At 74.6% G+C, this 26,023-nt stretch carries 25 protein-coding genes; 13 read left to right on the top strand and 12 right to left on the bottom strand.

What is annotated here, in order from left to right; genetic code table 11:
* The first annotated feature begins 5 nt into the window (after positions 1-5).
* The 8 genes from ACZ3YO_RS33155 to ACZ3YO_RS33120 all read left to right on the top strand — a co-directional run bounded on the left by ACZ3YO_RS33155 (position 6) and on the right by ACZ3YO_RS33120 (position 8,811).
* The gene (locus ACZ3YO_RS33155; protein ID WP_465576872.1) at positions 6-1,154 is read left to right on the top strand and encodes an STM4014 family protein; all 1,149 of its coding nucleotides are present in this window, start codon (positions 6-8) and stop codon (positions 1,152-1,154) included.
* A 44-nt stretch (positions 1,155-1,198) separates the two neighbouring features.
* Entirely contained in the window at positions 1,199-2,128 is a 930-nt protein-coding gene (locus ACZ3YO_RS33150) for an STM4013/SEN3800 family hydrolase (RefSeq protein ID WP_465576870.1), read from the top strand.
* A complete protein-coding gene (locus tag ACZ3YO_RS33145; RefSeq protein ID WP_465576867.1) occupies positions 2,125-3,459 on the top strand; it encodes an STM4012 family radical SAM protein in 1,335 nt (444 codons plus the stop codon). The genes ACZ3YO_RS33150 and ACZ3YO_RS33145 overlap by 4 nt, the downstream gene beginning before the upstream one ends.
* A complete protein-coding gene (locus ACZ3YO_RS33140) occupies positions 3,456-4,541 on the top strand; it encodes an STM4011 family radical SAM protein (RefSeq protein WP_465576864.1) in 1,086 nt (361 codons plus the stop codon). Before ACZ3YO_RS33145 ends, ACZ3YO_RS33140 begins: the two co-directional genes overlap by 4 nt.
* 106 nt (positions 4,542-4,647) lie before the next feature.
* A complete protein-coding gene (locus ACZ3YO_RS33135; RefSeq protein ID WP_396322279.1) occupies positions 4,648-5,034 on the top strand; it encodes a VOC family protein in 387 nt (128 codons plus the stop codon).
* A gap of 271 nt (positions 5,035-5,305) precedes the next feature.
* Positions 5,306-6,349, top strand: a complete 1,044-nt coding sequence (locus ACZ3YO_RS33130; RefSeq protein WP_465576860.1) for a hypothetical protein — start codon at positions 5,306-5,308, stop codon at positions 6,347-6,349.
* A gap of 291 nt (positions 6,350-6,640) precedes the next feature.
* Entirely contained in the window at positions 6,641-8,143 is a 1,503-nt protein-coding gene (locus ACZ3YO_RS33125; protein ID WP_465576857.1) for a serine hydrolase domain-containing protein, read from the top strand.
* A 101-nt stretch (positions 8,144-8,244) separates the two neighbouring features.
* Positions 8,245-8,811, top strand: a complete 567-nt coding sequence (locus tag ACZ3YO_RS33120) for a DinB family protein (protein WP_465576854.1) — start codon at positions 8,245-8,247, stop codon at positions 8,809-8,811.
* Between the two features lie 96 nt (positions 8,812-8,907).
* Here the strand turns inward: ACZ3YO_RS33120 and ACZ3YO_RS33115 are convergent, their stop codons facing one another.
* Positions 8,908-9,768 carry a class I SAM-dependent methyltransferase gene (locus tag ACZ3YO_RS33115; RefSeq protein ID WP_465576852.1) on the bottom strand — a complete coding sequence of 287 codons (861 nt, stop codon included), beginning with the start codon at positions 9,766-9,768 and terminating at the stop codon, positions 8,908-8,910.
* Positions 9,769-9,842: 74 nt separating this feature from the next.
* Here ACZ3YO_RS33115 and ACZ3YO_RS33110 point away from each other — a divergent pair, with 74 nt between their 5' ends.
* Positions 9,843-10,274, top strand: a complete 432-nt coding sequence (locus ACZ3YO_RS33110; RefSeq protein ID WP_465576849.1) for a helix-turn-helix domain-containing protein — start codon at positions 9,843-9,845, stop codon at positions 10,272-10,274.
* Between the two features lie 54 nt (positions 10,275-10,328).
* On the opposite strand, the gene ACZ3YO_RS33105 is transcribed toward ACZ3YO_RS33110, so the two are convergent.
* The 6 genes from ACZ3YO_RS33105 to ACZ3YO_RS33080 form a co-directional block, all read right to left on the bottom strand.
* The gene (locus ACZ3YO_RS33105; RefSeq protein ID WP_465576846.1) at positions 10,329-10,949 is read right to left on the bottom strand and encodes a 2'-5' RNA ligase family protein; all 621 of its coding nucleotides are present in this window, start codon (positions 10,947-10,949) and stop codon (positions 10,329-10,331) included.
* Between the two features lie 95 nt (positions 10,950-11,044).
* Positions 11,045-12,034, bottom strand: a complete 990-nt coding sequence (locus ACZ3YO_RS33100) for a hypothetical protein (protein ID WP_465576844.1) — start codon at positions 12,032-12,034, stop codon at positions 11,045-11,047.
* The gene (locus ACZ3YO_RS33095) at positions 12,034-14,163 is read right to left on the bottom strand and encodes a hypothetical protein (protein ID WP_465576842.1); all 2,130 of its coding nucleotides are present in this window, start codon (positions 14,161-14,163) and stop codon (positions 12,034-12,036) included. Before ACZ3YO_RS33095 ends, ACZ3YO_RS33100 begins: the two co-directional genes overlap by 1 nt.
* 3 nt (positions 14,164-14,166) lie before the next feature.
* Entirely contained in the window at positions 14,167-14,481 is a 315-nt protein-coding gene (locus ACZ3YO_RS33090; RefSeq protein WP_465547096.1) for a hypothetical protein, read from the bottom strand.
* Between the two features lie 589 nt (positions 14,482-15,070).
* On the bottom strand, positions 15,071-17,785 hold the full coding sequence (locus ACZ3YO_RS33085) for a M4 family metallopeptidase (protein ID WP_465576839.1): 2,715 nt from the start codon (positions 17,783-17,785) through the stop codon (positions 15,071-15,073).
* 413 nt (positions 17,786-18,198) lie between these two features.
* Positions 18,199-18,390, bottom strand: a complete 192-nt coding sequence (locus tag ACZ3YO_RS33080) for a hypothetical protein (protein WP_148640780.1) — start codon at positions 18,388-18,390, stop codon at positions 18,199-18,201.
* 394 nt (positions 18,391-18,784) lie between these two features.
* Here ACZ3YO_RS33080 and ACZ3YO_RS33075 point away from each other — a divergent pair, with 394 nt between their 5' ends.
* Entirely contained in the window at positions 18,785-19,144 is a 360-nt protein-coding gene (locus ACZ3YO_RS33075; protein WP_465576836.1) for a UBP-type zinc finger domain-containing protein, read from the top strand.
* 5 nt (positions 19,145-19,149) lie between these two features.
* Here ACZ3YO_RS33075 and ACZ3YO_RS33070 read toward each other — a convergent pair whose 3' ends face one another.
* Positions 19,150-20,118 carry a DUF5996 family protein gene (locus ACZ3YO_RS33070; protein ID WP_465576833.1) on the bottom strand — a complete coding sequence of 323 codons (969 nt, stop codon included), beginning with the start codon at positions 20,116-20,118 and terminating at the stop codon, positions 19,150-19,152.
* Positions 20,119-20,298: 180 nt separating this feature from the next.
* Positions 20,299-20,811, bottom strand: coding sequence for a MarR family winged helix-turn-helix transcriptional regulator (locus ACZ3YO_RS33065; RefSeq protein WP_465576830.1), 513 nt, complete (start codon positions 20,809-20,811; stop codon positions 20,299-20,301).
* A 137-nt stretch (positions 20,812-20,948) separates the two neighbouring features.
* Here ACZ3YO_RS33065 and ACZ3YO_RS33060 point away from each other — a divergent pair, with 137 nt between their 5' ends.
* Positions 20,949-21,359: an organic hydroperoxide resistance protein gene (locus tag ACZ3YO_RS33060; protein ID WP_396322267.1), complete on the top strand. Its 411-nt coding sequence runs from the start codon at positions 20,949-20,951 to the stop codon at positions 21,357-21,359.
* A gap of 58 nt (positions 21,360-21,417) precedes the next feature.
* Here ACZ3YO_RS33060 and ACZ3YO_RS33055 read toward each other — a convergent pair whose 3' ends face one another.
* A complete protein-coding gene (locus tag ACZ3YO_RS33055) occupies positions 21,418-21,771 on the bottom strand; it encodes an SHOCT domain-containing protein (RefSeq protein WP_465576827.1) in 354 nt (117 codons plus the stop codon).
* A 178-nt stretch (positions 21,772-21,949) separates the two neighbouring features.
* On the opposite strand from ACZ3YO_RS33055, the gene ACZ3YO_RS33050 reads away from it, so the two are divergent.
* Entirely contained in the window at positions 21,950-22,321 is a 372-nt protein-coding gene (locus tag ACZ3YO_RS33050) for a hypothetical protein (RefSeq protein WP_465576825.1), read from the top strand.
* 57 nt (positions 22,322-22,378) lie between these two features.
* Here ACZ3YO_RS33050 and ACZ3YO_RS33045 read toward each other — a convergent pair whose 3' ends face one another.
* Both ACZ3YO_RS33045 and ACZ3YO_RS33040 read right to left on the bottom strand, forming a co-directional pair.
* Positions 22,379-23,029, bottom strand: coding sequence for a LamG domain-containing protein (locus ACZ3YO_RS33045; protein ID WP_465576822.1), 651 nt, complete (start codon positions 23,027-23,029; stop codon positions 22,379-22,381).
* Between the two features lie 120 nt (positions 23,030-23,149).
* The gene (locus ACZ3YO_RS33040; RefSeq protein ID WP_396322263.1) at positions 23,150-23,782 is read right to left on the bottom strand and encodes a CBS domain-containing protein; all 633 of its coding nucleotides are present in this window, start codon (positions 23,780-23,782) and stop codon (positions 23,150-23,152) included.
* A 354-nt stretch (positions 23,783-24,136) separates the two neighbouring features.
* On the opposite strand from ACZ3YO_RS33040, the gene ACZ3YO_RS33035 reads away from it, so the two are divergent.
* Entirely contained in the window at positions 24,137-26,002 is a 1,866-nt protein-coding gene (locus ACZ3YO_RS33035) for a hypothetical protein (protein ID WP_465576819.1), read from the top strand.
* The last annotated feature ends 21 nt before the right edge of the window (positions 26,003-26,023 follow it).

The following is a 26,023-nucleotide window of genomic DNA, read 5'->3' as shown; positions in this document are numbered from 1 at the left end:
CGCACATGACCACACAGCCGGCACGTCCGCTCCTGACGGTGCTCGGCAACCCCGGGAACCGGCGGGTCACGCTGTTCGCCGCCGCGGCCCGGGCGGCGGGGCTGCCCGAGCCCGCCGTCCTGCCCTGGATCGACGTGCTGCGCGGCGCGTACCACCTGCCCGAGGGGAGCGTGGTGCGGATCGAGTCGCCCGGCGAGGACGCGGCCGTGGACGAGCTGCTGCGCGGCCCCGCGCTCGGCCCCTCCTACGCGCCGACCAGGGTGGAGGGCGGGGCGGCCTGGTACGCCGGGGTGATGGCCGCCCTGCGCGGACTGGCCCGGCTGCCGGGGGTGCGGCTGCTCGGCGATCCGGAGGAGATCGCCGTGATGTTCGACAAACGCCGGGCGCACGCCCTGCTGACGGCCGCCGGGGTGCCGGTGCCCCGGGCGCTCGGCGGCGCGGCCGTCGACGGCTGGGACGACCTCCGGGAGCGGCTGCGCGCCGCCGGGCTGCGCCGGGTGTTCGTCAAGCCCGCGCACGGCTCTTCGGCCTCCGGCGTGGTGGCGCTGGAGTTCGGCCCGCGCGGGCAGGTCCTGGCCACCACGTCGGCCGAGACGGCGGGCGGGCAGCTGCACAACTCGCTGCGGGTCCGGCGTCACCGGAGCGAGCGGCAGGTGGCCGAGCTGGTCGACCGGCTCGCACCGGACGGCCTGCACGTCGAGCAGTGGATTCCGAAGGCCTCGCAGTCCGGCCGCTCGGCGGACCTCCGCGTGGTGGTGGTCGCCGGGCGGGCCACCCACGCGGTGGTGCGCACCAGCTCCCAGCCGATGACCAACCTCCACCTCGGCGGCGCCCGCGGCAGCCTCGCATCGGCCCGGGAGTCCGCCGGGGCCGCCTGGCCGGCGCTGTTGGAGACGGCGGAGCGGGCAGCGGCCTGCTTCCCGAACTCCCCGATGGTCGGCGTCGACGTGCTGCCCACCGCCGGCTGGCGCCGCGCGCTGGTCGGCGAGGTGAACGCCTTCGGCGACCTCCTGCGCAACCTGACCGGCCTGCCCGGCGGCCCCGCCGAGGGCCTCGACACGTACGGCGCCCAGCTCGCCGCCCTCCTCCGCCGCCACCACCTCGACGGCCCTCCGGCGCCGGCGAACAACGCACCCAGGGACCCGATCCGATGAACCACCAGAACCCCGGGCCCACGCCTCCGGCACCGTCACCCGACATGAACGCCGTCGTGGGCAGCCACGACCTGCTCCTCGTCACGCTCGACACGCTGCGGTTCGACGTCGCCGAGGAGCTGGCGGCGGCCGGGCGGATCCCGAACCTCGCCGCTTTTCTCCCCGGCGGCCGGTGGGAGCGCCGGCACTCCCCCGGCAGCTTCACCTACGCCGCGCACCAGGCGATCCTGGCAGGGTTCCTGCCGACCCCGGCCTCCCCGGACGGGCCGCACCCGCGCCTGTTCGCCGCCCGGTTCGCCGGCTCGGAGACCACCGCGCCGCGGACCTGGGTCTTCGACGCGCCCGACCTGCCCGGCGCGCTCGCCACGGCCGGGTACCGGACGGTCTGCATCGGCGGCGTCGGCTTCTTCAACAAGCAGGGGCCGCTCGGTTCGGTGCTGCCCGGGCTCTTCCAGGAGAGCCACTGGGCGCCCGAGATGGGGGTCCCCTCCCCCGTCTCCTTCGAGACTCAGGTGGCCCGGGCCGAGCAGGTCGCCGCCGCACAGCCGGACGGGCAACCGCTCTTCCTCTTCGTCAACGTCTCGGCGCTGCACCAGCCCAACTGGTTCCACCTGCCCGGCGCCACGCGCGAGCACGGGGACTCCCGGGAGAGCCATGCGGCCGCCCTGGTGTACGTGGACGCGCACATCGGCCGGCTCTTCGCGGCGATGAGCGCCCGCCGGCCGTGTTTCGCGATCGTCTGCTCCGACCACGGCACGGCGTACGGCGAGGACGGCTACACGGGCCACCGGATCGGCCACGAGGTGGTCTGGACGGTCCCGTACGCGCATTTCACCATACCCGCCGGCACCGGCCCCTCCGGCGCGGCCCGCTCGGCCTCCGTACGCGCCGTTCCCGTCGGCACCGGCCCCTCCGACACCGCCGGCGGTGCCGAGCCGCCCCGCCCGACGGCCACCGCCGAGGAGACCTCATGACCACGGTGCCCGCCCGACCGGCCGAGTCCCCCTACCGCTCGTACGTCTACGCCTATCCGCACAAGACCGCGTACCGGCCGCTGCCGGAGCGCCCGGCGCTGCGCGAGCTGTGGGCCGGCGAGCCGCAGCACGCGCTCTCTCTCTACCTCCACATCCCGTTCTGCGAGGTCCGCTGCGGTTTCTGCAACCTGTTCACCCGGATCGGCAGCCCTGACGGCCTGACCACCGCCTACCTGGACGCGCTCGACCGCCAGGCCGCCGCAGTCCGCCGATCGATGGACGGCGGCGCCCGGTTCGCGCTGGCCGCGTTCGGCGGCGGCACGCCCACGTACCTGACCGCCGCCGAGCTGGAGCGGCTCTGCGACATCACCGAGCGGCGGATGGGCGCCGACCTTCAGGCGGTCCCGCTCTCCGTGGAGGCCTCGCCCGCCACCGCCACCACCGACCGGCTGGAGGTGCTGGCCGCCCGGGGCACCACCCGGCTGAGCCTGGGCGTGCAGTCCTTCGACGACCGGGAGGCCCGCTCGGCCGTCCGCCCCCAGAAGCGCGCCGAGGTCGAGGCCGCCCTCGGCCGGATCCGCGCCGCCGGCTTCCCCGTGCTCAACATCGACCTGATCTACGGCATCGACGGCCAGACCGAGGCCGGCTGGCTGCGCTCACTGGACGCCGCCCTGGCCTGGCGGCCCGAGGAGCTGTACCTCTACCCGCTGTACGTCCGGCCGCTGACCGGGCTGGCCAGGCGCGGCGAGCAGGAGAGCCCGGCCGACTGGGACGCCCGGCGGCTCGCCCTCTACCGGGCGGGCCGCGACCACCTGCTCGCGAACGGCTACCAGCAGGTGTCGATGCGGATGTTCCGGCGCGCCGCCTCCCCGCAGGCCGGCAGCGGCGAGTACGCGTGCCAGACCGACGGCATGGTCGGCCTCGGCTGCGGCGCCCGCTCGTACACCTCGCGGCTGCACTACTCCTTCGACTACGCGGTCAACGCCACCGAGGTGCGCGGCATCATCGACGACTACGTGGCCACCGAGGACTTCCACCGCGCCGAGGTGGGCCGGTACACGACGCCCGAGGAGGCGCGGCGGCGCCACCTCGTCCAGTCGCTGCTCCAGGCCGAGGGAATGCCGCTGGCGGAGTACCGGGACCGGTTCGGCTCCACACCCGCCGAGGACTTCCCCGCCGAGCTGGCCGAGTTCGAGGCGCGGGGCTGGCTGGCCGCCGACCCGCTGCGGCTGGTGCTCTCCCCCGAGGGCCTGGCGCACTCGGACCTCGCCGGTCCGATGCTGTTCTCACCCGAGGTGCACCGCCTGATGGCCGAATACGAGGTGAAATGACCTTCCTCGGCATGCCCGCGACCGGCCCTGACGGGGACGACGCCGTCACCGCGGCCCCAGGCGCGCGTACGGCCCCGGCCGTTCCCCCGGCCCCGCCCGTCCGCCCGGCTCCGGTCAACGGCCCGGCCCCGGCCGTTCCCCCGGTCCCGGACGGCGGGCTCGGCCTGACCCTGCTCTACCGGGGCCCGCTCGCCTCCTGCGACTACGACTGCCCCTACTGCCCCTTCGCCAAGCGGCGCGACACACCCGGGCAGCTGCGGGCCGACCGCGCCGCGCTGGACCGCTTCACCGGCTGGGCCGCCGGCCGGGCCGGCACCGGCGACACGCTGTCACTGCTGTTCACGCCCTGGGGCGAGGGGCTGGTGCGGTCCTGGTACCGGCGGGCGCTGGTCGAACTGAGCCGGATGCCGCACGTACGGCGGGTCGCGATCCAGACCAACCTCAGCTGCCGCACCGACTGGCTCGCCGAGGCCGACCTCGCCACCCTGGCGCTCTGGGTGACCTACCACCCCGGGCAGGTCGGCCACGACCGCTTCCTCGCCAAGTGCCGCGAGCTCGACCGGCTCGGCGTGCGCTACAGCGTCGGCGTGGTCGGCCGGCCCGAGCACCTCGCCGAGGCCCGCCGGCTGCGCGCCGCGCTCTCCCCCGCCGTCTACCTCTGGATCAACGCCGAGGAGGGGCGCACCTACACCGACGCCGAGGCCGCCGACTGGCACGCGCTCGACCCGCACTTCGGCTACAGCCGGCACGCACACCCGAGCGCCGGCCGGCCCTGCCGCACCGGCGAGTCGGTGCTCTCGGTCGACGGCGAGGGCACCGTCCGCCGCTGCCACTTCGTCCGCGACGTGCTCGGCAACCTCTACGACGGCTCGTACCGCGCCCGACTCCTGCCCCGGGAGTGCCCGTTGCCGGTCTGCGACTGCCACATCGGCTATGTGCACCTGGAGACGCTGCCGCTCTACGAGGTCTTCGCCGGGGGTGTGCTGGAACGGGTACCGCGGGGCTGGGCCCTCCGCGGGCGGCCTGCACCGCCGGGGTGTCCTCCCCCTGGCGCCTCTCCCCGGCCGGGCTCCATGGCCTGACACCCGAGCCGGACACCCGGGCCCCACGGACCGCCCCGCCACGGCTTCCGCACCGGCACCGCGCGCCACCGCGCCGAGGTCCCTAGCCTGGAAGGAGGAGGAGGCGATGGCAATGCTTGGAGACGCACCGCTGGTGGCCATCATCCCGGCCGCCGATATTGCCCGGGCGAGGAGGTTCTACACGGACACTCTCGGCCTGAAGGTCAGCGAGGAGAGCCCGCAGGACCTCACATTCGAGTGCGGCGGGACGGAGTTCGGCCTCTACGAGACGCCGAGCGCCGGGCAGGCCGCCCACACGCTGGCGAGCTTCAAGGTCTCGGACCTCGACGCCGAGATGGCGACGCTGCGCGGCCGCGGCATCACGTTCGAGGAGTACGACATGCCGGGGCTGAAGACCGTCAACGGCGTCGCGGAGGCCGAGGGCATGCGCGCGGCCTGGTTCAAGGACAGCGAAGGGAACATCCTCTGCGTGAACGAGCGGACCGCCACGTAACCCCCGCCCGCCCCACGCGGCACCCGGCCGCCGGGCCGTCCCGCCCACCGCGGGACCGCCCCGGCGGCCTCCTGCTCTCCGGGCGCGGCAGCCCTGCCACGGCGGGGGAACCGCGCCGGCCGGCCCGGCACCGGCCGCATGCCGGCAGCGGCAGCGGCGGCCACTCCGCAGCCCGTCCGCCACCCCGGCCACCCCGTCGCGCGGACGCGGCCGGCGCGGCACCGGCCGCGTCCGCTCGCGCAGCGGGCGCCCTCTTGCCCATAGTGGGGGCGTGAGCGACCTCCCCCGCACCCCCGGGCGGCGGACGGTGCTGGCCGGCGGGCTGGCGGTGCTGCTCGGCGCGGCCGGCTGCGGCAGCGGCGGCCACTCCGCAGCCCCGTCGGCCACCCCGGCCGCCCCGTCGGCCCCGTCCGGCACCGCGGCCCCCGATGCCTCCGCATCCCCCGCCGCTGCTTCCACGTCCCCCTCCGCCACGGCGGCACTTCCCGCCACCACGCCCTGGGAGCCCGGCCCGGGCGAGGTCAGTCCGGAGGTCAAACGCCGTGCCGTCGAGGTCGTCCAGGCGCTCGGCGCGTGGGGCCCCGGCGGCCAGGGCGTAGCGGCGGCGCAGCAGCGGGGGGCGGCACTCGGGCTGCCGGCGGCCCTCGCGGACCAGGCCGGGGCCCTGCTGCCCGCCGCGCCCCAGGCCGCACTCCAGGTGGTCGACGCCCAGTACGGCGGCATCCTCACCGATTCGGCGAGCGTGCTGGTGGTCTGCCGGCAGTGGACCCTGGCCGCCGACGGCACGCTCACCCCGGGCGGCACCACGGTGGACGTACGGCTCAGCCGGGCCGAGCCGCTCTGGACGGTCACCGCCCTGCACCCGGCCGAGCCCGGGCAGGCCGCGGCCGTCCTGCCGACGGCCGCCGCGCAGGTGCTCGCCGAGCAACGCATCCAGCTGCCGCCGGCGGCCGTCGCGGACCTGCGCAGCGGCACCGTCCACGACAGGGTGCTGCAGGCGATGCTGGCCCTCGCCCGTGACTACACCTTCCAGGTCAGCGTGGTGCGCTCCGGCCACCCGCTGGACGTCTTCGGCACCACCCGCCCCAGCGACCACCCGCAGGGCCGGGCCTTCGACACCTGGCAGATCGACGGCCATCCGGTCGTCGATCCGGCCACCCCGGCCGAACTCGTCGACGGCTTCATGCGTGCGGCGGCCGCCGCGGGTTCCTACAACGTGGGCGGGCCCCGGCAGTTGAGCGGCGGCCGGACCGCCAACCAGTTCTTCTCCGACCCCACCCACCGCGACCACGTCCACGCCGGCTTCCTCTCCTGAGGCGTGCCCCGGCCGACCGTCCGGAGCGGGACCGCTCACGCACACGGGCCGATGATCGGACGGTAGGAGACACGCCGTCACGCCGGCCTCTCGTTTTGCTCACGGCAGCCCCCTGATACTGACGATCAGCACCCCGGCGTTCGAGGGCCCGTGGTCGGCGGCCGAGGCCGGTCGCCCGACGACCCCCGGCCCCCCGACGCCCCGGACCTCACCCCAGGGACAGTGATGGATCTCAGCGCGGCCGGAACAACCATGCCGGGCGGACCGACGCGACGGGCCGTCTTGCGGGCGGTGGCGGCGGGAGGGCTGGCGGCGGGGCTCGGCGGCCGGGCGGCGACCTCGGCGCGGGCGGCGGCGGCCGCCGGCGGTTGGGCGGAGTTCGCAGGGCGGGTCCGGGAGGAGTTCACGGCCATGGGCATGGTCGGTGCGGCCGTGGCCGTGGTCAGCAGGGACGAGGTACTGCTCAGCCTGCCGCTCGGTCTCCGGGATCCAGGGACCGGCGAGCCGGTCACGTCCTCGGCACGGTTCCTGGTGGCCTCGACCACGAAGTCGATGTCGTCCCTGTCGGTGGCCACCTACGTCGACCAGGGGCAGCTGGCGTGGGACCAGCGGGTCGTCGACGCCTGGCCGGGCTTCCGGGCCCCCACGGACGACCTGACACACACCCTGAAGGTTCGTGACCTCCTGGGCATGGCCTCGGGAATCGACGAGCCCCCGGCCCTGTCCGGACTCCACGAGGGCGACCCCACGGCCACGCAACTCCTCCAGTCCCTCGTCAACCTGCCGGTGCAGGCCCCGCCGAACACCACCTGGATCTACAACAACACCGTGTACTGCGCCGGCGGGTACCTCCCGCTGCTGCGCTCCGGCGTCACCGGCGACCGGCTGACCGGCGCGTTCGCCGACGACCTGCGGCACCGGGTGTACGAGCCGGCCGGCATGACCGGGGCCCTCGTCGCGGACGACCCCCGCGGCCTGGTCGCCGAGTTCGTCCGCGGCAACGGGCCCGACCTCACGGGTGCGAGCACCCCGCTGGCCTACGGGCCGGTCGGCAGCTACGCCCCGGCCGGCGGGACGCTGGCATCGTTGGACGACATGGCGGCCTACGTCCGCCTGCAACTGCGTCGCGGCGTCTCGGTGGACGGGCGGCGGGTGGTGTCGGCCGAGAACCTCGCCGAATGCTGGAAGCCGCACATCCCGGTCCCGGTGTCGCCGGAGCTCGATCCCGACGTCGCGGAGTCCGGTTACGGCATGGGCTGGATCCACAACCGGTTCTGCGACGGGACCTCGCTCATCTGGCACAACGGCGGCATCGACGGCTTCACCTCGTACATCGGGTTCCTGCCCGAACGCGACATCGGGCTGGTCGTGCTCAACGCCATGAACCCGTCCCCGACCGGCCAGTACTTCTACCTGTACGTTCTCAACCTCCTGCTCAGCGAGCGGTTCGGGCTGAACAAGGGCGTCCCGGCCAAGGTCCGCGCCGACCACCGGGCCGCCGTCCAGGCCCTGCGCGCACTCGGCGAGCGGACCAGCCCGGCCGACCCGGCGGTCACGGCCCCGTACCTGGGCCACTACGAAGGCGGATACACGCTCACCCAGGACGGCCCCGTGCTGAACCTGCGTCTCGGCCCGCGGACCTTCCCGCTGGGCGCGCTGCAGGACGGCGGCTACGTCATGACCGGTGGCCTGCTGGTGCAGAACCCCGTCCGGCTGGGGCGGGACGCCGACGGCACGCCGCACATCGAGCTGGTCGGGCTGGAGACGGTGCGCCGGACGGTCGGGCCGGCGTAGGCAACCGACTCCCGATCACTCGTCAACTAGGACATGATCTGACCCACATGGCCCCTACCGTAGTTCCTGGCCACGGAACAGGACCAACGAAGGCGGAGACCATGACCGACACCACGACCACCCCCGAGTCGACCACCCCCGAGCAGAGCGGCGTCGCGGTCGGTGGGGAGCGCGCCGACCTGCTGGCCGTGCTGGGCCAGCACCGCCGATTCCTGCGCTTCACCACCCGCGACCTCACCGACGAGCAGGCCGGACTCCGCACCACCGCCAGCGAGCTCTGCCTGGGCGGCCTCATCAAGCACGTCACCTCGGTCGAGCGCGGATGGGTGGACTTCATCCTCGAAGGCCCCACGGCCATGGGCGACTTCAGCGCCATGACCGAAGCCGACTTCGCCCGGCGCGCCGACGAGTTCCGGATGCTCCCGGGCGACACCCTCGCCGGCGTACTGGCCGACTACGCCGACACCGCCCGCCGCACCGACGAACTCGTCGCCGTCCTCCCCGACCTCGACGCCTCCCACCCGCTGCCCAAGGCCCCGTGGTTCGAACCCGGCGCCCGCTGGTCCGCCCGCCGTGTCCTGCTGCACATCAGCGCCGAAACCGCCCAGCACGCCGGCCACGCCGACATCATCCGCGAGGCCCTGGACGGCGCCAAGACCATGGGCTGACCCCGCCGGCGACCGGCCGCGAGACGTCCCGGGTCATGCGCCGTCCCCTGCACACTCCGACGCTGGGGGCGGCGCATGACCGACGCCGGAGGCCGGCTAGGCGCGGGCACCGACCAGCCAGCAGGCCGCGGTGAAGCGGACCTCCGGGCCGTGCACGAAGGGGCTGAAGGCCGCGCGGACCGTTTCGACGACCTGGGCGCGGGTCCGCTCGTCGACCCCGGGCAGTACCGGACCGAGCGCGCCGAACCGGGTGAAGTACGGGACCAGCTCCCGCTCGGGCAGGGTGCAGACCACGTCGACCGGCCGGAGGTCGATCCCGGCCCAGCCGCTCTCCGCCAGCACCCGGCGGATCCGGTCCGGATCCGCGAGGCCGAACTGCCCCGGCGCGTCCGGCCGGCGCGGGGGGAGGTCCGGCAGGAGCGGCGCCGCGGCGCGCTCGGCCGTCGTCATGAACGGGTTCTCCTCGAGGCCACGCCAGCAGAGGAACCGCAGCTCGGCGCCGTCCCGCGCGGCGCGCCGCAGGTTGGCGAAGGCCCGGACGGGGTCGTCGAAGAACATCACGCCGAAACGGGAAACGACCGCGTCGAAGGCGGCGGGCTCGAACGCGTACTCCTGCGCGTCGGCGCAGACGAAGCGGGCCTGCGAGCCCTCCCGCTCGGCGCGCGCCCGGGCGGCGGCGACCATGGGCTCGGAGATGTCGACGCCGACACAGCGGCCCTGCGCGCCGGCCGGCCCGGCGATTGCCACCGTCGTGCCGCCGGTGCCGCAGCCGACGTCGAGCACCCGGTCTCCGGCTCCGACGGAGACCGCTTCCAGGAGCAGGTCCCCGAACGGTTTGAGCATGGCGTCCAGCACGGACTGGGCCTCGACCCAGGCGCGGCCGCCGGGGCCGTTCCACCGTGCCGCCTGGTCCTCGGCGGTGTCCTGCGTGTTCTGCGTGTTCTGCGTGTTCTCCATGGCCGTCTCCTGTCGGTTGCCTTCGCGGGCCGGGGATGACACCGTTCCACCTCAAGCCGACTTGAGGTCAACAGATGACAGACCTGGACATCGCCGAGGTGGTGCGGCGCACCGGAGTGCCCGTCTCCACCCTGCGCTTCTACGAGGAGAAAGGGCTGATCGCCTCCACCGGCCGGCGCGGCCTGCGCCGCCAGTTCGATCCCGGCGTCATCGAACAGCTGGGACTGATCGCCCTGGCCCGCGCCGCCGGGTTCTCCCTCGACGAGATCGCCGGCATGCTCGCGCCCGACGGACAGCCGCGCCTCGACCGGCTGATGCTCGCCGCCAAGGCGCAGGAGCTGGATGCGACGATCCGCAGACTCAGCGCCCTGCGCGACTCCCTGCAGCACGCCGCCGACTGCCCCGCGCCCAGCCACCGGGAGTGCCCGAAATTCCGCCGCGTCCTGCGGGCCGCCTCGGCCGGCTGGCTCCGGGCGGAGGGCAGGAGGGCCCCGCTGCCGCCGTGAGCCGGCCCGATGCCGTGGGCCAACGGGCAGCCCGGCCGGCGTCGCCCGGGCCGCTCAGCCGGCTCCGGGCGGGGAGGGGCCGGGCGCCCAGCGGACCTCGCCGCTGCCCAGGGCGACGGTCGCGCGGGGCAGCATCGGATCGTCGCCGCCGCGGCGGGAGAGCAGCACCACCTCCCGCACCTCCGCGGACGCCGTCCCGAGCCGGGCCGCGCACTCGGCGGCGAGGCCCTGCGGATCCCGGGTCCGGCCCAGGGACAGATGCGGGGTGAACCCCGGGCGCCGGCCGCCGCAGCGCGGGAACCGTTCCAGCAGCAGCCGGTACAGCGCGGTCCACGGTGCCGCACCGGCCGCGGCCGGGTCGAGCCAGACCGTCGCATACGCCCGGTGCCGGAAGCTGCGCACCCCGTGCAGGCGGGCCGTGAAGGGCTGCGTCCGCACCACCGCGGCGGCGACGGCCGGGACCGCCCGCCGGAACTCGGACTCCGGGACGAACCCGAACAGCAGGTTGACGTGCGGCGGCCACCGGCGGACCTGTGGGTCGTGCTCCCAGCGGATGTCCTGGATCGGCGGCCACAACTGCTCGGGCGGAAGCCACGCGAGCGCCGTACGGGCCGTCGGCGCGACATCGAGCACCCCGGCCGGCCCGGCTCCGCCGTACTCGGGCTCCCGGTCCATACCCGAAGAGTCCCACCTCTGCGGCCCGCCCCGGTAGCCCGCGCGCCGGTCGTCCGGGCGCCGGTGCTATCCACGCTGACCCGGGAGACCGGGCGTCAGGCGCTGCCCTGGTCGAACTGCTTGACGGTGTCCGCCCGTTCACGGTCGGTGGTGGTGCGGGCCCGGTCCTGGAGTGCGGGCAGGCCGGTCTTCTCCTTGTCCCGGTTGGTGGCGTCGACCCAGAGGGCGAGGAGGCCCGCGGCCTGGTCGTGGAGGCGGGCGAAGCGGTCGGGAGCGGCGGCCACCTGCTGGAGCCAGCTCTGGGTGAGGTGGCCGGCGGGGTCGGTGGCGAAGGCCGGGACCGCCGCGGCCGGGGCCAGGCCGGTCAGGACGGCGTCCTGCCAGGCGGTACGGGCCTTGGCGTCGCGGTCCCGCACGGCGGCGTCGGCGATGCCGTCGAAGACTCCGGCGGGTGCGGCGGCTCGGGCCAGTGGGTCCTCGATCGCGGGCCCGGACGGCTCGGCGCCGATGGCGGCGATCCCGAGGGCCCCCTGCCGCAGGTCGGCGGCCCGCAGGACCGCGTAGGCCGCCGGGTCCTGCGACAAGCCCCGTAGCACGTGGACCAGTTGGCTCTTCTCCACCGCGACGTGGACGCCGTTCCCGTCCTGCCAGGCGTCCGCGCCGGGCCCGTCGTGGGCCGTGTAGACGTCGTTGATCCCGGTGAGCACGGCGTGCGTGTCGGGGGCGTAGTCGGCGAGCGCCTCGGCGAGCGGCCTGCGGACGTCGGGGTGGACGCGGTGGTCCGCCCGGCCCGCGACCGCCAGCAGGACGGTCCGCAGGGCGTGGGCCTGTTCCAGGGTGTGGCTGCCGGGGTCGCCGCCGACGGTGGCCCGGCGCAGGCCCTCGGCGAGTTCGCCGCACGGCAGATCGGACCGCCAGGAGGCGCCGAGCACGGCGCGGACGCGGTCGTCGCCGCGCAGTCCGGCGCAGTCGCGGTCGGGGTCGTCACGCCCGGCGGACCACCACAGACCCGCGCCGACCGCGGCCACCACCACCAGGGCGGTGGCGGCGGCCGCGGTGCGGCGGGAGACGGGGGCGGACACCATCAGGCGTTGCCCCGGCCGAGGTAGCGGCTCGCGACGTCGTTGCTGCGGTTGCGGCTGTTGAGCATGTCGTCCTGGAGCGAGTTGATCTCGGGGCTGTCCGGGTTCTGGCCGCGGTCCCGCGCCCAGATGCCGACCAGGTCGGACATCTCGCGGTTGGCGCCCAGGTAGGTGTCCGAGATCTTCGCGTTGGCCTCGGTGTTGTTCTGGTCCTTCTCCTCCAGGCTGACGGCGTACGTCCAGGTGTCCACCATGCGCTGGGCGGCGTCGCCGAGCGGGGCGATCGGGGTGATCGGCGCGCCGATGGTGTGGTAGAGGACCTTGGCCTTCCAGTCGGCCTGGGCGTTCTTGTCGTCGCGCATGTCCATCGCGGCGTCGGCCCGGATGGCGTCGAAGACACCGAGCGCGGCAGCGCCCTTGCCCATCGGGTCCTTCATCTGGGACTCGGTGGGGTTGGGCCCGATGGCCGCCAGCTCCTGGGCGATCTTCCCGGTCTCCGCCTGGTGCAGGGTGCCGTACGCCGCCGGATCCTCGGAGAGACCGCGCATGAACCGGACCAGGCTGTCCTGGCCGACGGCCATCCGGGTGGTGTCTCCGTCCTTCCAGACCGAGTCGTGGCCGGTGTGGCCGTTGTAGGCGTCGTTGCGGCCGTTCAGCAGCTCGTGGGTGTCACCGACGTAGTCGGCGAGGGCGTTGGCGAGCGGCTGGCGCAGGGTGCCCTTGATCTTGTCGCCACCGTGCCCCTCGTCCATGGTGACGATGGTGTCGTGCATGACGCGGGCCTGCGCCTCGGTGTGCTTGCCGTCGTGGGCGGTACCGGCCCGCTCACCGGTGGAGGCGGCCTCGATCGCGGCGGCCAGGCCGCTCTGGGAGAGCGGGTCCTCCATCTTGATCATGCCGGTGTAGCCGGTGAGGTAGCCCTCGGGCCAGTCCCGTTCCTTCAACAGGTAGTGCAGCCGCTTGTTGGAGGCGTCCGCGCCCGGGTCCAGGTAGGAGGTCGCCGCCTCGGGCTGGCGGCCCATCACCCCGAGGACCTCGTCCAGCGGGTCGGCGCCCAGTGAGGTGCCGTCGTGCGATGCGCGGTAGCTCCACAGGCCCGGGTGCTTCTTCTCGCTGTCGACGATGTCGTCGGCTAGGTCGGTGAGGAAGGGCGTGGAGTACTTCGCGTCGCCCTTGGTCATCAGGGTGCTGAGGATCTGGTAACCGTAGACCGGCTCGGTGTTGGAGCCGAAGTTCTTGGTGCCGTTCTCCTTCAGCCCCTCGCGCCACTTCTTGTAGAACTCGGTGTTCGGGTCCTGGGTGGCGGAGGCGATGGCCCGGGTGAGATCGGTCTGCAGGCCCGGGTAGGTACCCTTCTTCCCGTCGTCCTTGCCCGGGTTGTTGAGCTTCTCCGCGAGCTTGAGGGTGTTCTCGGGGCCGAGCTTGTCCAGCAGCGTCTGGGAGAACTCGGGACTGTCCGCGTTGGCCTTCATCAGGTTCGCCAGTTGCCCGCGCTCGTCGTCGTTCAGGCTGTCGATCCGGGTGGCGAGGTCGGCGGCCCGCTGCGCGTCGGCCTTGTCGCCGCCGCCCACCGCCTGGGCGTTGAAGGTGTTGTCGGAGCTGCCCGCCTTCGAGGCGCTGCGCAGGGCGCGCGCGGCGCGCTGGTCGGCGTCGGTGGCCTTCTGGATGCCGGCCTCGATGGCCTCGGTCCACTTGCCCGCGGCCTCCTGGTACGCCCGCTGGGTGTCGGCGTCGTGGTGGAGGTCGTTGCGCGTGCCCGGGTCGAGCGTGCTGGGGTCGAGCACGGCGACCCCGGTGCCGGTGACCTTGAACCCGGCCTTGACCGCGCCCTCCGCGGCCGCGCGAACCTCCTTCTGCGCGGCCTCGAAGTCCCCGTGCGCGTCGTCCAGCAGCGAGGCCATGGCGTTCGCCTCGACCTGGGCGGCCGCGATCTGGCCCTTGGTCATCATCAGCTGGAAGTCGGCCAGGCCGGCCGTGCCACCGGTCCAGAGCCCGTTGCGGGTCACCGACAGCACGTCGCGGTCGAAGTCGGTTTCCATGGTGTGGAACTTCTGGGCCATCTCCCGCCACTTCACGGCGGCGGTGGAGAGGGTGGCGGGGTTGGCGTTGAGGACGTCCTCATATCCGAGCATGGGTCACTTCACCTTGAACGCGTCGGCGATGGACTGGTTGGTGGTGTGGTAGTTGAACGTGGTCTGCTGCATCGCCGCGCTGTTCTGGTGCAGACGGGCGGTCAGCTGGTCCACCTGCTCGTGCCACTCGGTCAGCGCCGCCCGCAGCGCCCCCGCCGTCTCCCAGCCCTTGTGCGCCGCGGCGGCCGCGTTGGTCGACTCGTCCGCCAGCGCGCCGATCGTCTTGCTGTCCAGTGCCATGCCGTTCAGCGCCGACTGCGCGCCGTTCATGGCCTGGCTGTTGAAGCTGAACTGTTCGTTACCTGCCGGTGTGGTCATATCCGCTCGCTCCCCCGTTCGAACCGTGCGTAGTGCCGGCCACCCGCTGGGAAGCCCGGCCGCAACGCACGGCCGGAGTCCTGCCCGGGGTGCCACCGCATGCGGCGGCCGCTCCCCTCGTCCACGGAGCGGGTGCCCGACTCAGTCGTGCCGGAGATCGTACTCGGCCCTGCTCGCGATGCACCGGCGGGGTGCGGGCCGGCAGCAACCGGCGGGCACCGACGGCTCGGTGACGGTTCGGTGACGGTTCGTCGGCCCGGTTCACCGCAGAGGGCCCCGGGAGTCACCGCCCCGCCCGCGCCCGCCCCCGGACGCTCGACCGGCCGTCGGCGCAGCATCCCTTACTATCCACCTGACCTGGGGATTCACGGATTGCACGACCACAACGGGCGGGCAGCACGGCGCTGACCGGTCGGCCGGTTCGGGGTCCGGGACGCTCACATGACGGAACACCGTGGCGGCCGGGTTCGCGGCGGCATCGGGGTGCGCGCATCGCACGGCAGCGGTCGGCCGGTCGGTCGGCCTGACGGACGGTCGGCCGACCGACCGCCGAAGGTTCGGCGGCCGGCCGGCCGTGGAGCAGGAGGGATCAGCAGCCCCCGGCCGGACGGTCGCGGACCACCAGGTCGGTGCGGCCGGGGGTGGCGTCCAGCCAGATCACCCGGGTGCCCTGGTCGGCCGCGGCCTGGTACTGGCCGCCCCGGTTGCAGGAGAGCCGCTGGGGCGTGCCGCCGGTGACCGGGATCTGCCAGAGCTTGGGCAGCGCGGCGTTGGACCAGCCGGTGCTCGGCTTGCTGCTCGGGGACTCGTAGGTGACGGCCCGGTCCGAGGCGGTGATGGTGGCGCTCGGCGCGGCATACGGCGCGTTTCCGGGCAGCACATCGGTCACCCCGGATCCGTCCAGAGCACCGGACCGGATGGAGGTGTGCTTGGTCGGGTCACCGGGCGTCTCCACCCAGAGCAGCCGTCCTCCCGCGAGCACGGTGGAGGCGATGCGCGCCTTCCCATCCTGCGGCAGGTACTGGGCGGTGACCTTGCCGGCGGCGATCGAGTAGACGGTCGGCGCGTAGACGCGGTCCTCCCCGGCCGTCCAGTACTCGGTCCAGCCGAGGGTTCCGTCCTTGAGGGTGAGGCCCATCGGCGCGTGACCGTCGGGCAGCGGGAGTTCCACCGCCGGGGCGCCGTTGTGGGAGAGGTGGACCCGGGACTGTCCGTTGGAGTCGGACACCATGAAGGCGATGTCGTTGCCGGAGATCCGGACCTCGCTGGGCTGCTGGGTCGAGGAGCGGAACAGGCTGCGGATCTCGCCGCCGGACAGCGAGCGGGTCAGCACCTCCGCCCCCCACCGGTGCTCGGAGTCGAGTCCTTGGACCTGCCACGCGGCGGACGTGCCGTCGGTGGCGGCCGCGATGTGGTAACGGCCGTCGTCCGGGCTGAGCCGGGTGGGGGCACCGCCGCCGGTGACGGACCCGGTGTACAGGGCTGGCACGGTCTTACCCAGCCTATCGCTGTTGGACATCACCCAGCGGCCGTTGGCGGCGGCCGGGGCGGCGAGCATGCTGTTCACCTCGGGCAGCACGGTGCGGCTGTCCAGGCCGATCCGGGACTGCCAGCCGGCCCGGATCCCGTGCCCGTCGAACGCATGCGCCACCGAACGGAGCTGGGACGGGCTGAGGTCGAGCGCACGCCCGGCGGCGAGCACGGCGTTGCGCCCGTCCACGAAGTCGTCGAGCGGGGTGAGGTAGTCGGCGAGCGCACGGTAGACGAGCCGGTCGGCGGTGAGCGGGTCGAGGGTGCGCCGGATGTCCCACAACGCGCCGGAGAAGATCGTCGAGTTGAGGTGCACCCCGCCGCCGTCGAGCCCGCGCCCCGCACCGACGTAGTCGTCCCCGGTGGTGCGGCGGTCGTCCAGCCGGCGGTCCGCGCAGGCCTCCGGGGTACCGGTGCGGCACTTGCTCTCGCCGAGCAGCGCGGCCTTCGGGTCGTTCATCTGCAGGCCGCGGGCGGTCACCTCGATGGCGTTCCCGAAGTAGTCGGCCAGCGCCTCGTCCATCGCGCCGGACTGGCCCGCGTAGATCAGGTTGGCGGTGTTCTGGACGACGCCGTGGGTCATCTCGTGCCCGGCGATGTCGAGCGCGACGGAGAACGGCTGGTACTTCGCGTCGGCGGCGCCGTACACCATCTTCTTCCCGTCCCAGTAGGCGTTCGGGAACGGATCGCCGCCGGCCGTCACGTTGACCACCGAGGTGATCGGGCCGCCCTTTCCGTCCAGACCGTCCCGGCCGAGGCGGTCGTGGTAGAAGTCGTACACCGTGGCGGCGTTGAGGTGGGCGTCGGTGGCGCCGCTGGTGCCGCTGGCCGCCGGGAAGTCCGGGGTCGGGGAGTGGGCCGGGAGGGCGTCGGCGGGGATGGTGCCCCGGAAGTCCTCGGCGTCCCGCCCGGCCGCGTCGTAGGTGGTGATGGTGGCGGGCCGGGTGAGGTCGGTCAGCTGGTAACTCCCGTCCGGGAGGCGGCCGATGTTCACCTTGGCGGAGCGCCCGAACGCGTCCGGGGCGGTGCCCGTGGCGGGTTCGACGGCGGCCGCCGCGGCGCGCGTCGTCGTGTTGCCCCCGACGTCGTACGGGGCGTGGGCGTCGAAGGCCAGGGCGATCGCTCCGGCGGTGGCGTCCACGAAGACCTCGCGGAGCAGCCGCCCGCCGGTGGCCGGGTCGGTGCCGCGCAGGGTGAAGTGCTGGGCCAGCCGGCCGGCACCGCCGGGCAGGATCACCAGTCCGGCGTCCTCGGCGGTGGCCGCGGCGCGGACGCGCGGGTCCGTGAGCGAGCCGAGCGCGAGGTCGCGCAGCGTCGCGGCCGGGACGGCCGGGGTGGTCGGCGCGGTGAGGCCGGTGAAGTACTTGCCGCCGGCCGACTCGACCTTCTGCCCGGCACCGTCGCCGGTGAGGTGGACCAGGTACTGCGCGCCGAGCACCGGCACACCGCCGTGGTGCTGCTGGAACCTGACGGTACGTCGGCCGTCGGCGCTGCGCTCGGTACCGGTTTCGGCCAGCTCAGCGGGATCGATCCGGTAGCGGTCCGGATGGGCCGCGAGATGGGCCCGGGCGGCGTCGGCCGGGCTGCCGGAGGCCGGCTCGGCCAGGCCGGTGACCAGCTGCGGGGCGGCGGTGCCCTGGCCGGCCACCAGGCCGGGGACGGGATCGGGGTCCGTGGCCGGTCCGGCCAGCGCGGGTGGCGCGGCCAGGGCCAGGCTCAGGGCGGCGGTTATGCCGACGCCGAACACCCTGGGCGTGCGGGAACGGTGGTGCACTGCGCTCCTCTCGTGGAACACGGATCTGTGCCGGCGACACGCAGGCATCTGATGAACGGTCACTTCGCGTTCGGTCGTGGCCGGTCCGCCCGACCTGCCGGACCAGCACGCCGGGGCAGCGGTCACGGAGGTCGGCGAGCAGGGGCGTCGGCGGGCACGGGGCCGCTGGACGCCCGTAGCTGACGGGCCGCCACATGAGGACCATAAGTCATCAGACAAGATATGTCGACTACCTGCATATGCAGACCCGCGGCACCCGCGGAAGGTGGCGCCGATCGCCCTCACGCGCTCCACCGGCGACGGCCCCGGACATGCCAGAAGGCCCCGCTTCGCTGCGGGGCCTTCTGGGGGTGCCGGCTCTTCGCGCGGGTGCCGGCGTTCGGGGGGTGGCCGGCATTCCCGCAGGTGGCGGGTCAGGGGAGCAGGCGCTCCACCGCTGCGGCTCCGTACTTGGCGAGGTCCTGCCGGGCCTTCTCGATCAGCGCGGGAGTGGGCTCGCGCCCCGAGGCGCGCACCATGTCCTCGGGGTCGACGGGGTGCTCGGCCCCCGTGTGGAGCAGGTGGTCCGGCGTGGGCATGGAGTCGCTGTCACTGATCCTGGACATGAAGTACCTCCGGGAGAGGAGTGCGGGCCTGCCGCCGGACGGGCGACAAGCTCTTCCCTAGAGTGTGGACCCATATCGCCCGTACCGGACACTTCGAACCGCCTCCGGTGCCAACGCGCCGGACTTCGGCGTGCCGGACACGGTGCGCCTCGCCACCCCGGCGGGACCGCCCCGGCCGCTCGGCGCGGCGCGCTCCCGCCCCGACGGCGGTGCTCGGGCACTGCGTCCGAACGGGTCCGCCGGCCAGCCCCTCCCGCCGTTACGATGCAAGTACGGCCCGGTACACCCGGCGCCGGACCGCCGTGGGGCCGGAGTGCAGGAGTGCCCGGGGCCGCCGGAGTGCCCGCGAGCGCCGCAGCAGCCGAGCCCGCGCCCGACCAGGGAGGCATGCGACATGAGCGATGACGACATCCCGGGCATCGACCCCACCGCGCGGCCGAGCGGTGACGGATGCGTGGAGTGCCTGACGGACGACGGACCGGGGTGGTGGCTGCACCTGCGGCGCTGCACCGCGTGCGGCCACATCGGCTGCTGCGACTCCTCGCCCTCCCAGCACGCCACGAAGCACGCCCGGGCGGCGGGGCACCCCTTCCTGGCGAGCTTCGAACCCGGCGAGACGTGGTTCTGGAACGTCGAGACCGAGGAGTACTACGAGGGCCCGCAGCTGGCCCCGCCCGCCGCACACCCGCTCTCCCAGCCGACGCCGGGACCGCGCGGCAAGGTGCCCGCCGACTGGCAGCTCCACCTGCACTGACCGCCTCAGAGCGAGGGACCCGGCAGGTGCGGGTCCGTGATGCCACCGGGGCAGGCGAGGCCGTCGGCGTCCCAGCCGGCACGCGCGGCCCCGGCCTGGTAGGCGCTCTCGTAGAAGGCCAGGACGGCCGACACCGGATCGGCCTCGGCACGCGCCGCGTCGTAGGGCAGGACGGCCAGGTGGCCGCCGTTGCGGGCGAGCCACCGCGCAGAGGCCGGCGTGAGCGGCTCCTCGGCGAGCCCGGCCGGCTCGGGGGCCGTGTACGAGTAGAAGGCCGGCTCGCCCAGGTCGGCGTCACCGAACCAGAACCCGAAGCTGATCAGCTCACGCGAGTACGCCTCCCGGGTGACCGGGTCCACCTGCGGGGGCTGCTGGACGATCCGCCCGGAGAAGCGCGTGTGGGCGATGTCCAGGCTGTGCCAGAAATGGTGCACCGGGCTGGCCTTGCCGGAGAACCGGGCCGCGAACTCCTCCAGCACCAGTGCCACCTGGCCGAGGACCCGCCAGTACCGGTTGGCCCAGTCGGGATCGTACGACGCGTGCTCGACGTCCTCGGCGAACGGCCGGGCGGCGTCGGGCAGGGCGTACGGGCGGGGGATCCGGATCTCGACCTGGACGCCCAGGGCCGCCAGGGCGTCCAGGGTCGCGCGGTGGAACGACGCCACGGACTGGCCGGCCAGCGGGAAGGAGACCGTCCGGCCGTCCACCGTGGCGACGACCAGCCGGTGCTCGACGAAGTCGAAGTCGATCGTGAAGATCGGACCGGAGACCGCGCCGGCGGCCGGAATGCCGTCGATCCGGCCCATCGGGCGGGTGGTCATCCCGCGCCCGGTGAGGTGGAACGGCACGTTCCACCAGTGGTTGCGCCGCACACTCGCCGCGAGCCGGATCTTGCCGACGATCTGCGCGAAGCGGTGCAGCGTCTCCTTCGTGTCCTGCCACCCGGCGAGCGGCATCGGCGGGAACAGCTCCATCGCAGGCCCTTCTGATCCATCCGGCGAGGTCCGCTCAGGGCGCGGGCCCCGAGCACGCCGCCAAGCCGATCACAACTCACCGCCGCTCCCCCGCCAACACGCCCTGAGCCGTCGCCACAGGTCCGCCGGCGTCAGCCGGGGTCCGCCGCCGTTTCCACAGGTCCGCCGACGTCGCCGGCGTCAGGCGCCGTCGCCGCCCGCGAGGACGGCCGAGTCGAGCGCGCCCGTGACCCGGTCCAGCAGGGAGCGCAGGGCGGCGAGGTCCTCGACCGGGAGGCTGGTCGCGGCGAGGAGCCGGCGCGGCACCTGGCCCGCCCGCTCGCGCAGGACCAGCCCGGCGTCGGTGAGGCTGACGTTCACCGACCGCTCGTCCTCGGGGCTGCGCTCGCGGCGGACCAGGCCCGCCGCCTCCAGCCGCTTGAGCAGCGGGGAGAGGGTGCCGGAGTCCAGTCGCAGGCGTTCGCCGATCCGCTTCACGGGCAGGTCGCCGTGCTCCCAGAGCACGAGCATGACCAGGTACTGGGGGTAGGTGAGGCCGAGGTCCTTGAGCAGCACCCGGTAGACGCCGCCGAAGGCGCGCGAGGCGGCGTTCAGCGAGAAGCAGATCTGCTGGTCGAGACGGAGCAGCTCCTCGTCGCGGAGCAGGTCCGCGTCGGTCGGGTCGGAGCGATCGGTCTCGGGGATCGTGGCCATGAACCCCATCGTACCGGCCGCATGCGCGATTCAGTTGTGCGCAATTGAATTGCGTGCTCTACTTGAACCCGGAAGGCGGCCCACCCGGCCGCCGAGGACAGAAGCACGACCGACGCAGGACGGAAGGGAACGGACCCATGGACGCGCTCTACACCGCAGTGGCCACCGCGAACGGCCGGGAGGGCCGCACCGTCAGCTCCGACGGACAGCTGGACCTCGCCCTGGCGATGCCGCCCGCTCTCGGCGGCAGCGGACAGGGCACCAACCCGGAGCAGTTGTTCGCCGCCGGCTACGCGGCCTGCTTCGCGAGCGCCCTGAGCCTGGTCGGCCGGCAGGCGCGGGTCGACACCGGCGAGATCTCGGTCACCGCCGAGGTCTCCATCGGCAAGGACGGCGCCGGCTTCGGCCTCGCGGTGGTCCTGCGCGTCGAGCTGCCGGACGCCCTCGCCGGCGAGAGCGGCGAGCTGCTCGTCAAGCAGGCGCACGAGGTCTGCCCGTACTCCCGGGCCACCCGCGGCAACATCCCGGTCGAGCTGGTCGTCGAGTAACAGCACCTGATACAGACCGGAGGGCCGCCGCGCAGAGACGCGGCGGCCCTCCGCCCGTTCACCCTCCGCCGCCCGTGCCGGGCCCCGGCCCCTCGGCGGCGCGCAGCGTGTCCAACCGGTGGCGGTACTCCGGCGCATCGATCTCCCCGCGGGCGAACCGCTCGGCGAGCAACTGCTCCGCCGTCGGCGGAGCCGCCCGCCCGGGCGGCTCCGCCGACGCCCCGCCCGGCCCGACCCCGCCCGGCCCCCACGCGCCGGGCGGCACCGTCCGCGGCGTCCGCGACAGATGGCGGACGAGCGCGACGACGGCCAGCACCAGCACCGCCAGGACCAGCAGCATCGCGATCGCCATCAGCCCCAGGCCCCAGCCACCGAGGGCGTGTCCGTGCCCGTGTCCGTACCAGTGCCTCATGACGACCTCCTCTTCCGGCCCGCCCGGGCCCGCCGAGGTGTCCGGCGCCCCGTCCACCGCGGCACCCCACCCACCATCGTGCGCCCGCAAGCGACCGGGCGGACGTGAGGATTGTCTGAGAATGCGCGGAAATGCTCCCCGCCCCGCCGGTCAGGCCCACCGGGTAGCGTTGCGACCCATGGACCACCATCCGCCGGCGGACGACCGCGAGCGGCTCGTCGCGGCCGGGGTGCTGCGCCGCTACGAGGACGGTCGCCCGCACCCGGCCCTCGGCCGCTCGCCGATCGCCTACGTCTCGACCCGCCTCTGGGACGAGCTCACCGCCCTCGCCATCGCCCCGTCCGCGGCGACCGCGACCGCCCACGCGCTGCTGCGCGCCATCGCCGACGACGCGCGTGACGCCGCCCTCGCCCCCGGCAACGAGCAGGCCCCGCGCGACGACCTCTACGTGACGCACCCCGCGTTCATCGGTCCGCACCGCCGGGTGGTCTGGTTCCAGCGCTCCGGCCCGCGCGGCCTGATCACCGCGACCTTCCCGCCGGACGCCTGAGGCCGGGCGGCCCTGCCGCGGGCGCCGGCTTCGGCGCTCGACCCGCGGGTTCCGGCCTCAGCGCTCGACCCGCAGGCTGTGGCAGACCCAGCTGAGCCGGTCCGGCCCGTCGGCCGGCGGGCGGTCGTGGTAGGTGCCGTCCGCCACCGACATGTTGACGATCAGGTACGCGTGCCAGTCCGGCCCGACCCCGCGGCGGTCCGCATGCACCAGGGTGCCGTCGACGAACCAGTCGACCGAGTACGCCCCGAGCACGGTCCGCAGGTCGAAGGTCGCGCCCGGGGCTATGCCGGCGGCGCCGCCGTGCCAGTACCGGAAGCCGCCGCGGACGTGGTTGGAGATCTCCAGCAGGTCCGGGTGGTCGGGGTGGTACTCGAAGGCGTCCACCTCGTTGCCGCCGTCCCGCCAGGTCCAGATGGCCGGCCAGGCACCCAGCTCGACCGGGAGAGTGACCCGCGCGGCCATCACGTCGCCGGTGCGGACCTGGAAGCCCTCCGCGCTCCCCTCGGTGGTGAGCAGGCTGCACGTCCACAGCTCCCCGCCGTGCCGCCGGGTGGCGGTGAACACCCCGCCCGGGCAGTAGGCGCGGCCGAGGAAGTCGAGCTTGTGGTCGCCCCGGTTGGTCGGCCCCATCCGGGGATAGGCGCTGCTGCGGCCCGCCGTCCACTGCCTGGTCGAAGTGAAGTCCGCATCGAACACGACTGCCACGGCCGCCTCCCCGGTGCCCCTGCATACCGGCGGCCCGATGCCGACCGGTACACAGAGTGACTTACCCGATACGCTCCGCAATATGCGAAGCGGATCCTCCGGGGCCGCGACCGGCAGCCCTCAGCCGACCGGGGCCGGCGCCGCGCCGCTGCTGCCGAGCCGGTCGGTGACCGAGACGACACCGTCCACCGAACGGCACAGGTTCAGCACGATCGGGACGAGGTGCGGCTCCGGGACGGTGCCGCTGAGCACCACCCGGCCCTGGTCCACCTCCACGCCCACCTCGGCGGGGCTGACGCCCTCGATCCGGCCGAGCACCTCCTCGACGATCTCCCGCCGGATCACCCGGTCCTCGCGCAGGAAGACCCGCAGCAGGTCGCCCCGGCTGACCATGCCGAACACCCGGCCCTCCGCGTCCAGCACCGGCAGGCGCTTCACCCCGTGCCGGCGCATCTGCCGCGCCGCCGCGACCACGCTGGTGCCCGGCGTGGTGCAGACCGCCGGGCCGGTCATCAGGTCGGCGGCGGTGACGGCGCCGCCCGGCCCGGTCCGGGGCAGTTCGGGGGCCGGCAGGAGACTGCCCGGGTCCTCCTGCGCGGCCAGGGTGAGCAGGAGGTCCGCCTCCGAGACGATGCCCAGCGGCCGCCCCTGCGCGTCCACCACCGGCACACCGGTGATGTCGTACTCGGCCAGCAGCGCGACGATCTCCCGGAAGCCGGTCTCGGGCGCGACCCGGACCACAGGGCTGGTCATCACAGATTCGACGGTGGCATGCCGCACGCCGGTTCACCTCGTCCGCGAACGATGTCGGCCGGACGACCGTCGTCCGGCCGGGTACACCTGGAGCATCGCCCCTGCCCAGGCACACCGCCAGAGGCCAACGGGCTGAAAATCGGGGACCAACGGCCCTGCCCGCCGAACACCCCCCTCACGGCCCGCGGCCCGGCCCCGCCACTGATCCGCCACCGCCCGCACCGCGAAGACCCGCCCCGGACGGCGCAACCATCACATGATCGACTCGTTGGACCGTCCACCACGACCACGCACGGCTCCGGGGAGGACGCGTTGGCAGGACGGACAGCCGGACCATCGCCGCAAGGCGCCTCCGTGCGCCCGGTGGCACGGGCCGAGGCGGCCCTGGTACGCCACTACCGCCGGCTGGTGCGGCTGGCGTACCTGGCCCTGCCCGCCGACCGGGACCGCCACAGCCGCGTCCTCGCCGCGCACGCGGCCGTCCAGTGCGCCCTGCCCTCCCGCTGGCGCCGCCCCGCCGGCCCGGGCGCCCCGGCCGGCCCGGACGAGGACCAGGTGTACGCCGCGCTCCGGCTGCGGGTGCTCCGCGCCGCCCTGCGGCCGCGGCCCGTGGACCGGCTGCTCGCGCCACGGGTCTGGGGGGTGCGGCTGTTCACCCCGGGCGGCGGGGAGGAAGACGCGGCGCTCGACCGGGAGCTGGCCGGTCTGGACGCGTCCGCGCGGGCGGCGTTCGCGCTGCTGGCGGTCGAGGGCCTGACGCCCGGGCAGGCCGCCGAGGTGCTGCGAGCGGCCGGGGCCGCCGAGCCGGACCGGGCCGTCGACCGGGCGGCCGGACTCCCCACCGCCACGCCGGAACTGCCCGCCTTCGACCCCTGCGCCGTCCGTGTCCAGCCGACCGACCTGCTGCGCCGCCGCCGCAGCGTGGGCGCCTCGCTCGCGGTGGCCGCGCTGGCGCTCACCACCACGGCCGCCGTGCTGTCCGGATCCTCCGCCGGCGGCGGCCCGGCCGCCGGCCACCCGCTCCCCGCGCCGCCGGCCGGGGCGGCGCCCGACCCGGCCCGGCTGGTCCGGGTCGCGCCGGACCAGTGGCAGCACACCGCACGGCTCGACTTCTCCGCGTGGCCCGCCCGTGGCGACCGCCGCGACGACACCACCCTGCTCGGGCGGGCGCTCACCGCCTGGGCGCAGGCCGACCGGCCCGGCCCGCAGACCAGGGCCGAGCCGGGCACGGACACCGCCCCGCCCACCAGGACGCCGCACCTGCTGTTCGCCGGCACGGTCGACGGCACGGCCGTGGTGGTGCTGTACGACGGCGGGCGGCTGGCCCGCTACAGCGACGGGCGCGGCGGCGGGCTCGACCTCGCCCGGGCCGACGACTCCTCCGTCACCACTGCGGGCGCGGTGGCGCTGCGCCGCCAGGGCACCTCCGCCCGCTACCTGCTCGCCCCCTGGATCGACGCGGCCGAAACCCGGCGGATCGACCAGCCGGACGCTCCCGCCAAGCCGCTGGACCGCGCGGACGGGGTGACGGCCGCGGCCCCGGGGGCCCCGGCGGCCATCAGCTCCCCCGGGCCGCTCGCGGACTGCCGGGGCGCCACCGTGCTCCAGCTGCACTCCTCCCCCGTGATCGCCGAGAAGCACGCCTTCCTGCTGGCCGACCTCGGCGGGCTCGTCCCCGCCCATCTCAGCTACACCCCGCCGCCGGACCGCACCCAGCCGGACCGCGAGCCCCGCGAGGCGGTCACCCCGGAGGCGCTCCAGGCCTGGGCGCACGGCGGCTGCGCGGTGCCGGACGCCACGCCGGGGGTCAAGCAGCTGGACCTCTGGGCGTTCGCGGTGCAGCAGCTGCCGCAGAACGCGGGCGCGGCGTCCTGGGTCTGTCTGCGGGCGGACCGGTGGAACGGCGAGGGCAGCGCCGCGACCGCCGTCCTGCTGCCGGGGGCGCGCAGCCCGCAGCACACCGGGGGCGGGCCCGGGCGGGCGTGCAGCCGGTTCGAGCAGGACACCGTCGGCTGGACGTGGTGGCGCTCCCCGCAGGGCACCGAGTTCCTGCTGGCGGCGGGCAGCCGCCGGGTCGCCCGGATCACCGCCAAGGGCCCCGACTGGACGGCCGACCGGCCCGCGCCCGACCACACCCTCGCCGTCGAACGGCCGGCGCGGGCCACCGTCTCGGTGGAGGCCGTGCTGGACGGCGGCACCCGGATCACGCCCATGAGATGAACCCGCCGGACGGCGGGGCCG

It is taken from the genome of Kitasatospora sp. NPDC022785, assembly GCF_055561295.1.
Note: the sequence above shows the minus strand (reverse complement) of the source record. Positions and strands in the feature narration are given on the sequence as shown.

Coding starts and splice junctions, on each gene's coding strand:
- ACZ3YO_RS33155 (WP_465576872.1), top strand. CDS start 6: ATGACCACACAGCCGGCACGTCCGCTCCTGACGGTGCTCGGCAACCCC.
- ACZ3YO_RS33150 (WP_465576870.1), top strand. CDS start 1,199: ATGAACGCCGTCGTGGGCAGCCACGACCTGCTCCTCGTCACGCTCGAC.
- ACZ3YO_RS33145 (WP_465576867.1), top strand. CDS start 2,125: ATGACCACGGTGCCCGCCCGACCGGCCGAGTCCCCCTACCGCTCGTAC.
- ACZ3YO_RS33140 (WP_465576864.1), top strand. CDS start 3,456: ATGACCTTCCTCGGCATGCCCGCGACCGGCCCTGACGGGGACGACGCC.
- ACZ3YO_RS33135 (WP_396322279.1), top strand. CDS start 4,648: ATGGCAATGCTTGGAGACGCACCGCTGGTGGCCATCATCCCGGCCGCC.
- ACZ3YO_RS33120 (WP_465576854.1), top strand. CDS start 8,245: ATGACCGACACCACGACCACCCCCGAGTCGACCACCCCCGAGCAGAGC.
- ACZ3YO_RS33115 (WP_465576852.1), bottom strand. CDS start 9,768: ATGGAGAACACGCAGAACACGCAGAACACGCAGGACACCGCCGAGGAC.
- ACZ3YO_RS33110 (WP_465576849.1), top strand. CDS start 9,843: ATGACAGACCTGGACATCGCCGAGGTGGTGCGGCGCACCGGAGTGCCC.
- ACZ3YO_RS33105 (WP_465576846.1), bottom strand. CDS start 10,949: ATGGACCGGGAGCCCGAGTACGGCGGAGCCGGGCCGGCCGGGGTGCTC.
- ACZ3YO_RS33100 (WP_465576844.1), bottom strand. CDS start 12,034: ATGGTGTCCGCCCCCGTCTCCCGCCGCACCGCGGCCGCCGCCACCGCC.
- ACZ3YO_RS33095 (WP_465576842.1), bottom strand. CDS start 14,163: ATGCTCGGATATGAGGACGTCCTCAACGCCAACCCCGCCACCCTCTCC.
- ACZ3YO_RS33090 (WP_465547096.1), bottom strand. CDS start 14,481: ATGACCACACCGGCAGGTAACGAACAGTTCAGCTTCAACAGCCAGGCC.
- ACZ3YO_RS33080 (WP_148640780.1), bottom strand. CDS start 18,390: ATGTCCAGGATCAGTGACAGCGACTCCATGCCCACGCCGGACCACCTG.
- ACZ3YO_RS33075 (WP_465576836.1), top strand. CDS start 18,785: ATGAGCGATGACGACATCCCGGGCATCGACCCCACCGCGCGGCCGAGC.
- ACZ3YO_RS33070 (WP_465576833.1), bottom strand. CDS start 20,118: ATGGAGCTGTTCCCGCCGATGCCGCTCGCCGGGTGGCAGGACACGAAG.
- ACZ3YO_RS33065 (WP_465576830.1), bottom strand. CDS start 20,811: ATGGCCACGATCCCCGAGACCGATCGCTCCGACCCGACCGACGCGGAC.
- ACZ3YO_RS33060 (WP_396322267.1), top strand. CDS start 20,949: ATGGACGCGCTCTACACCGCAGTGGCCACCGCGAACGGCCGGGAGGGC.
- ACZ3YO_RS33055 (WP_465576827.1), bottom strand. CDS start 21,771: ATGAGGCACTGGTACGGACACGGGCACGGACACGCCCTCGGTGGCTGG.
- ACZ3YO_RS33050 (WP_465576825.1), top strand. CDS start 21,950: ATGGACCACCATCCGCCGGCGGACGACCGCGAGCGGCTCGTCGCGGCC.
- ACZ3YO_RS33040 (WP_396322263.1), bottom strand. CDS start 23,782: ATGACCAGCCCTGTGGTCCGGGTCGCGCCCGAGACCGGCTTCCGGGAG.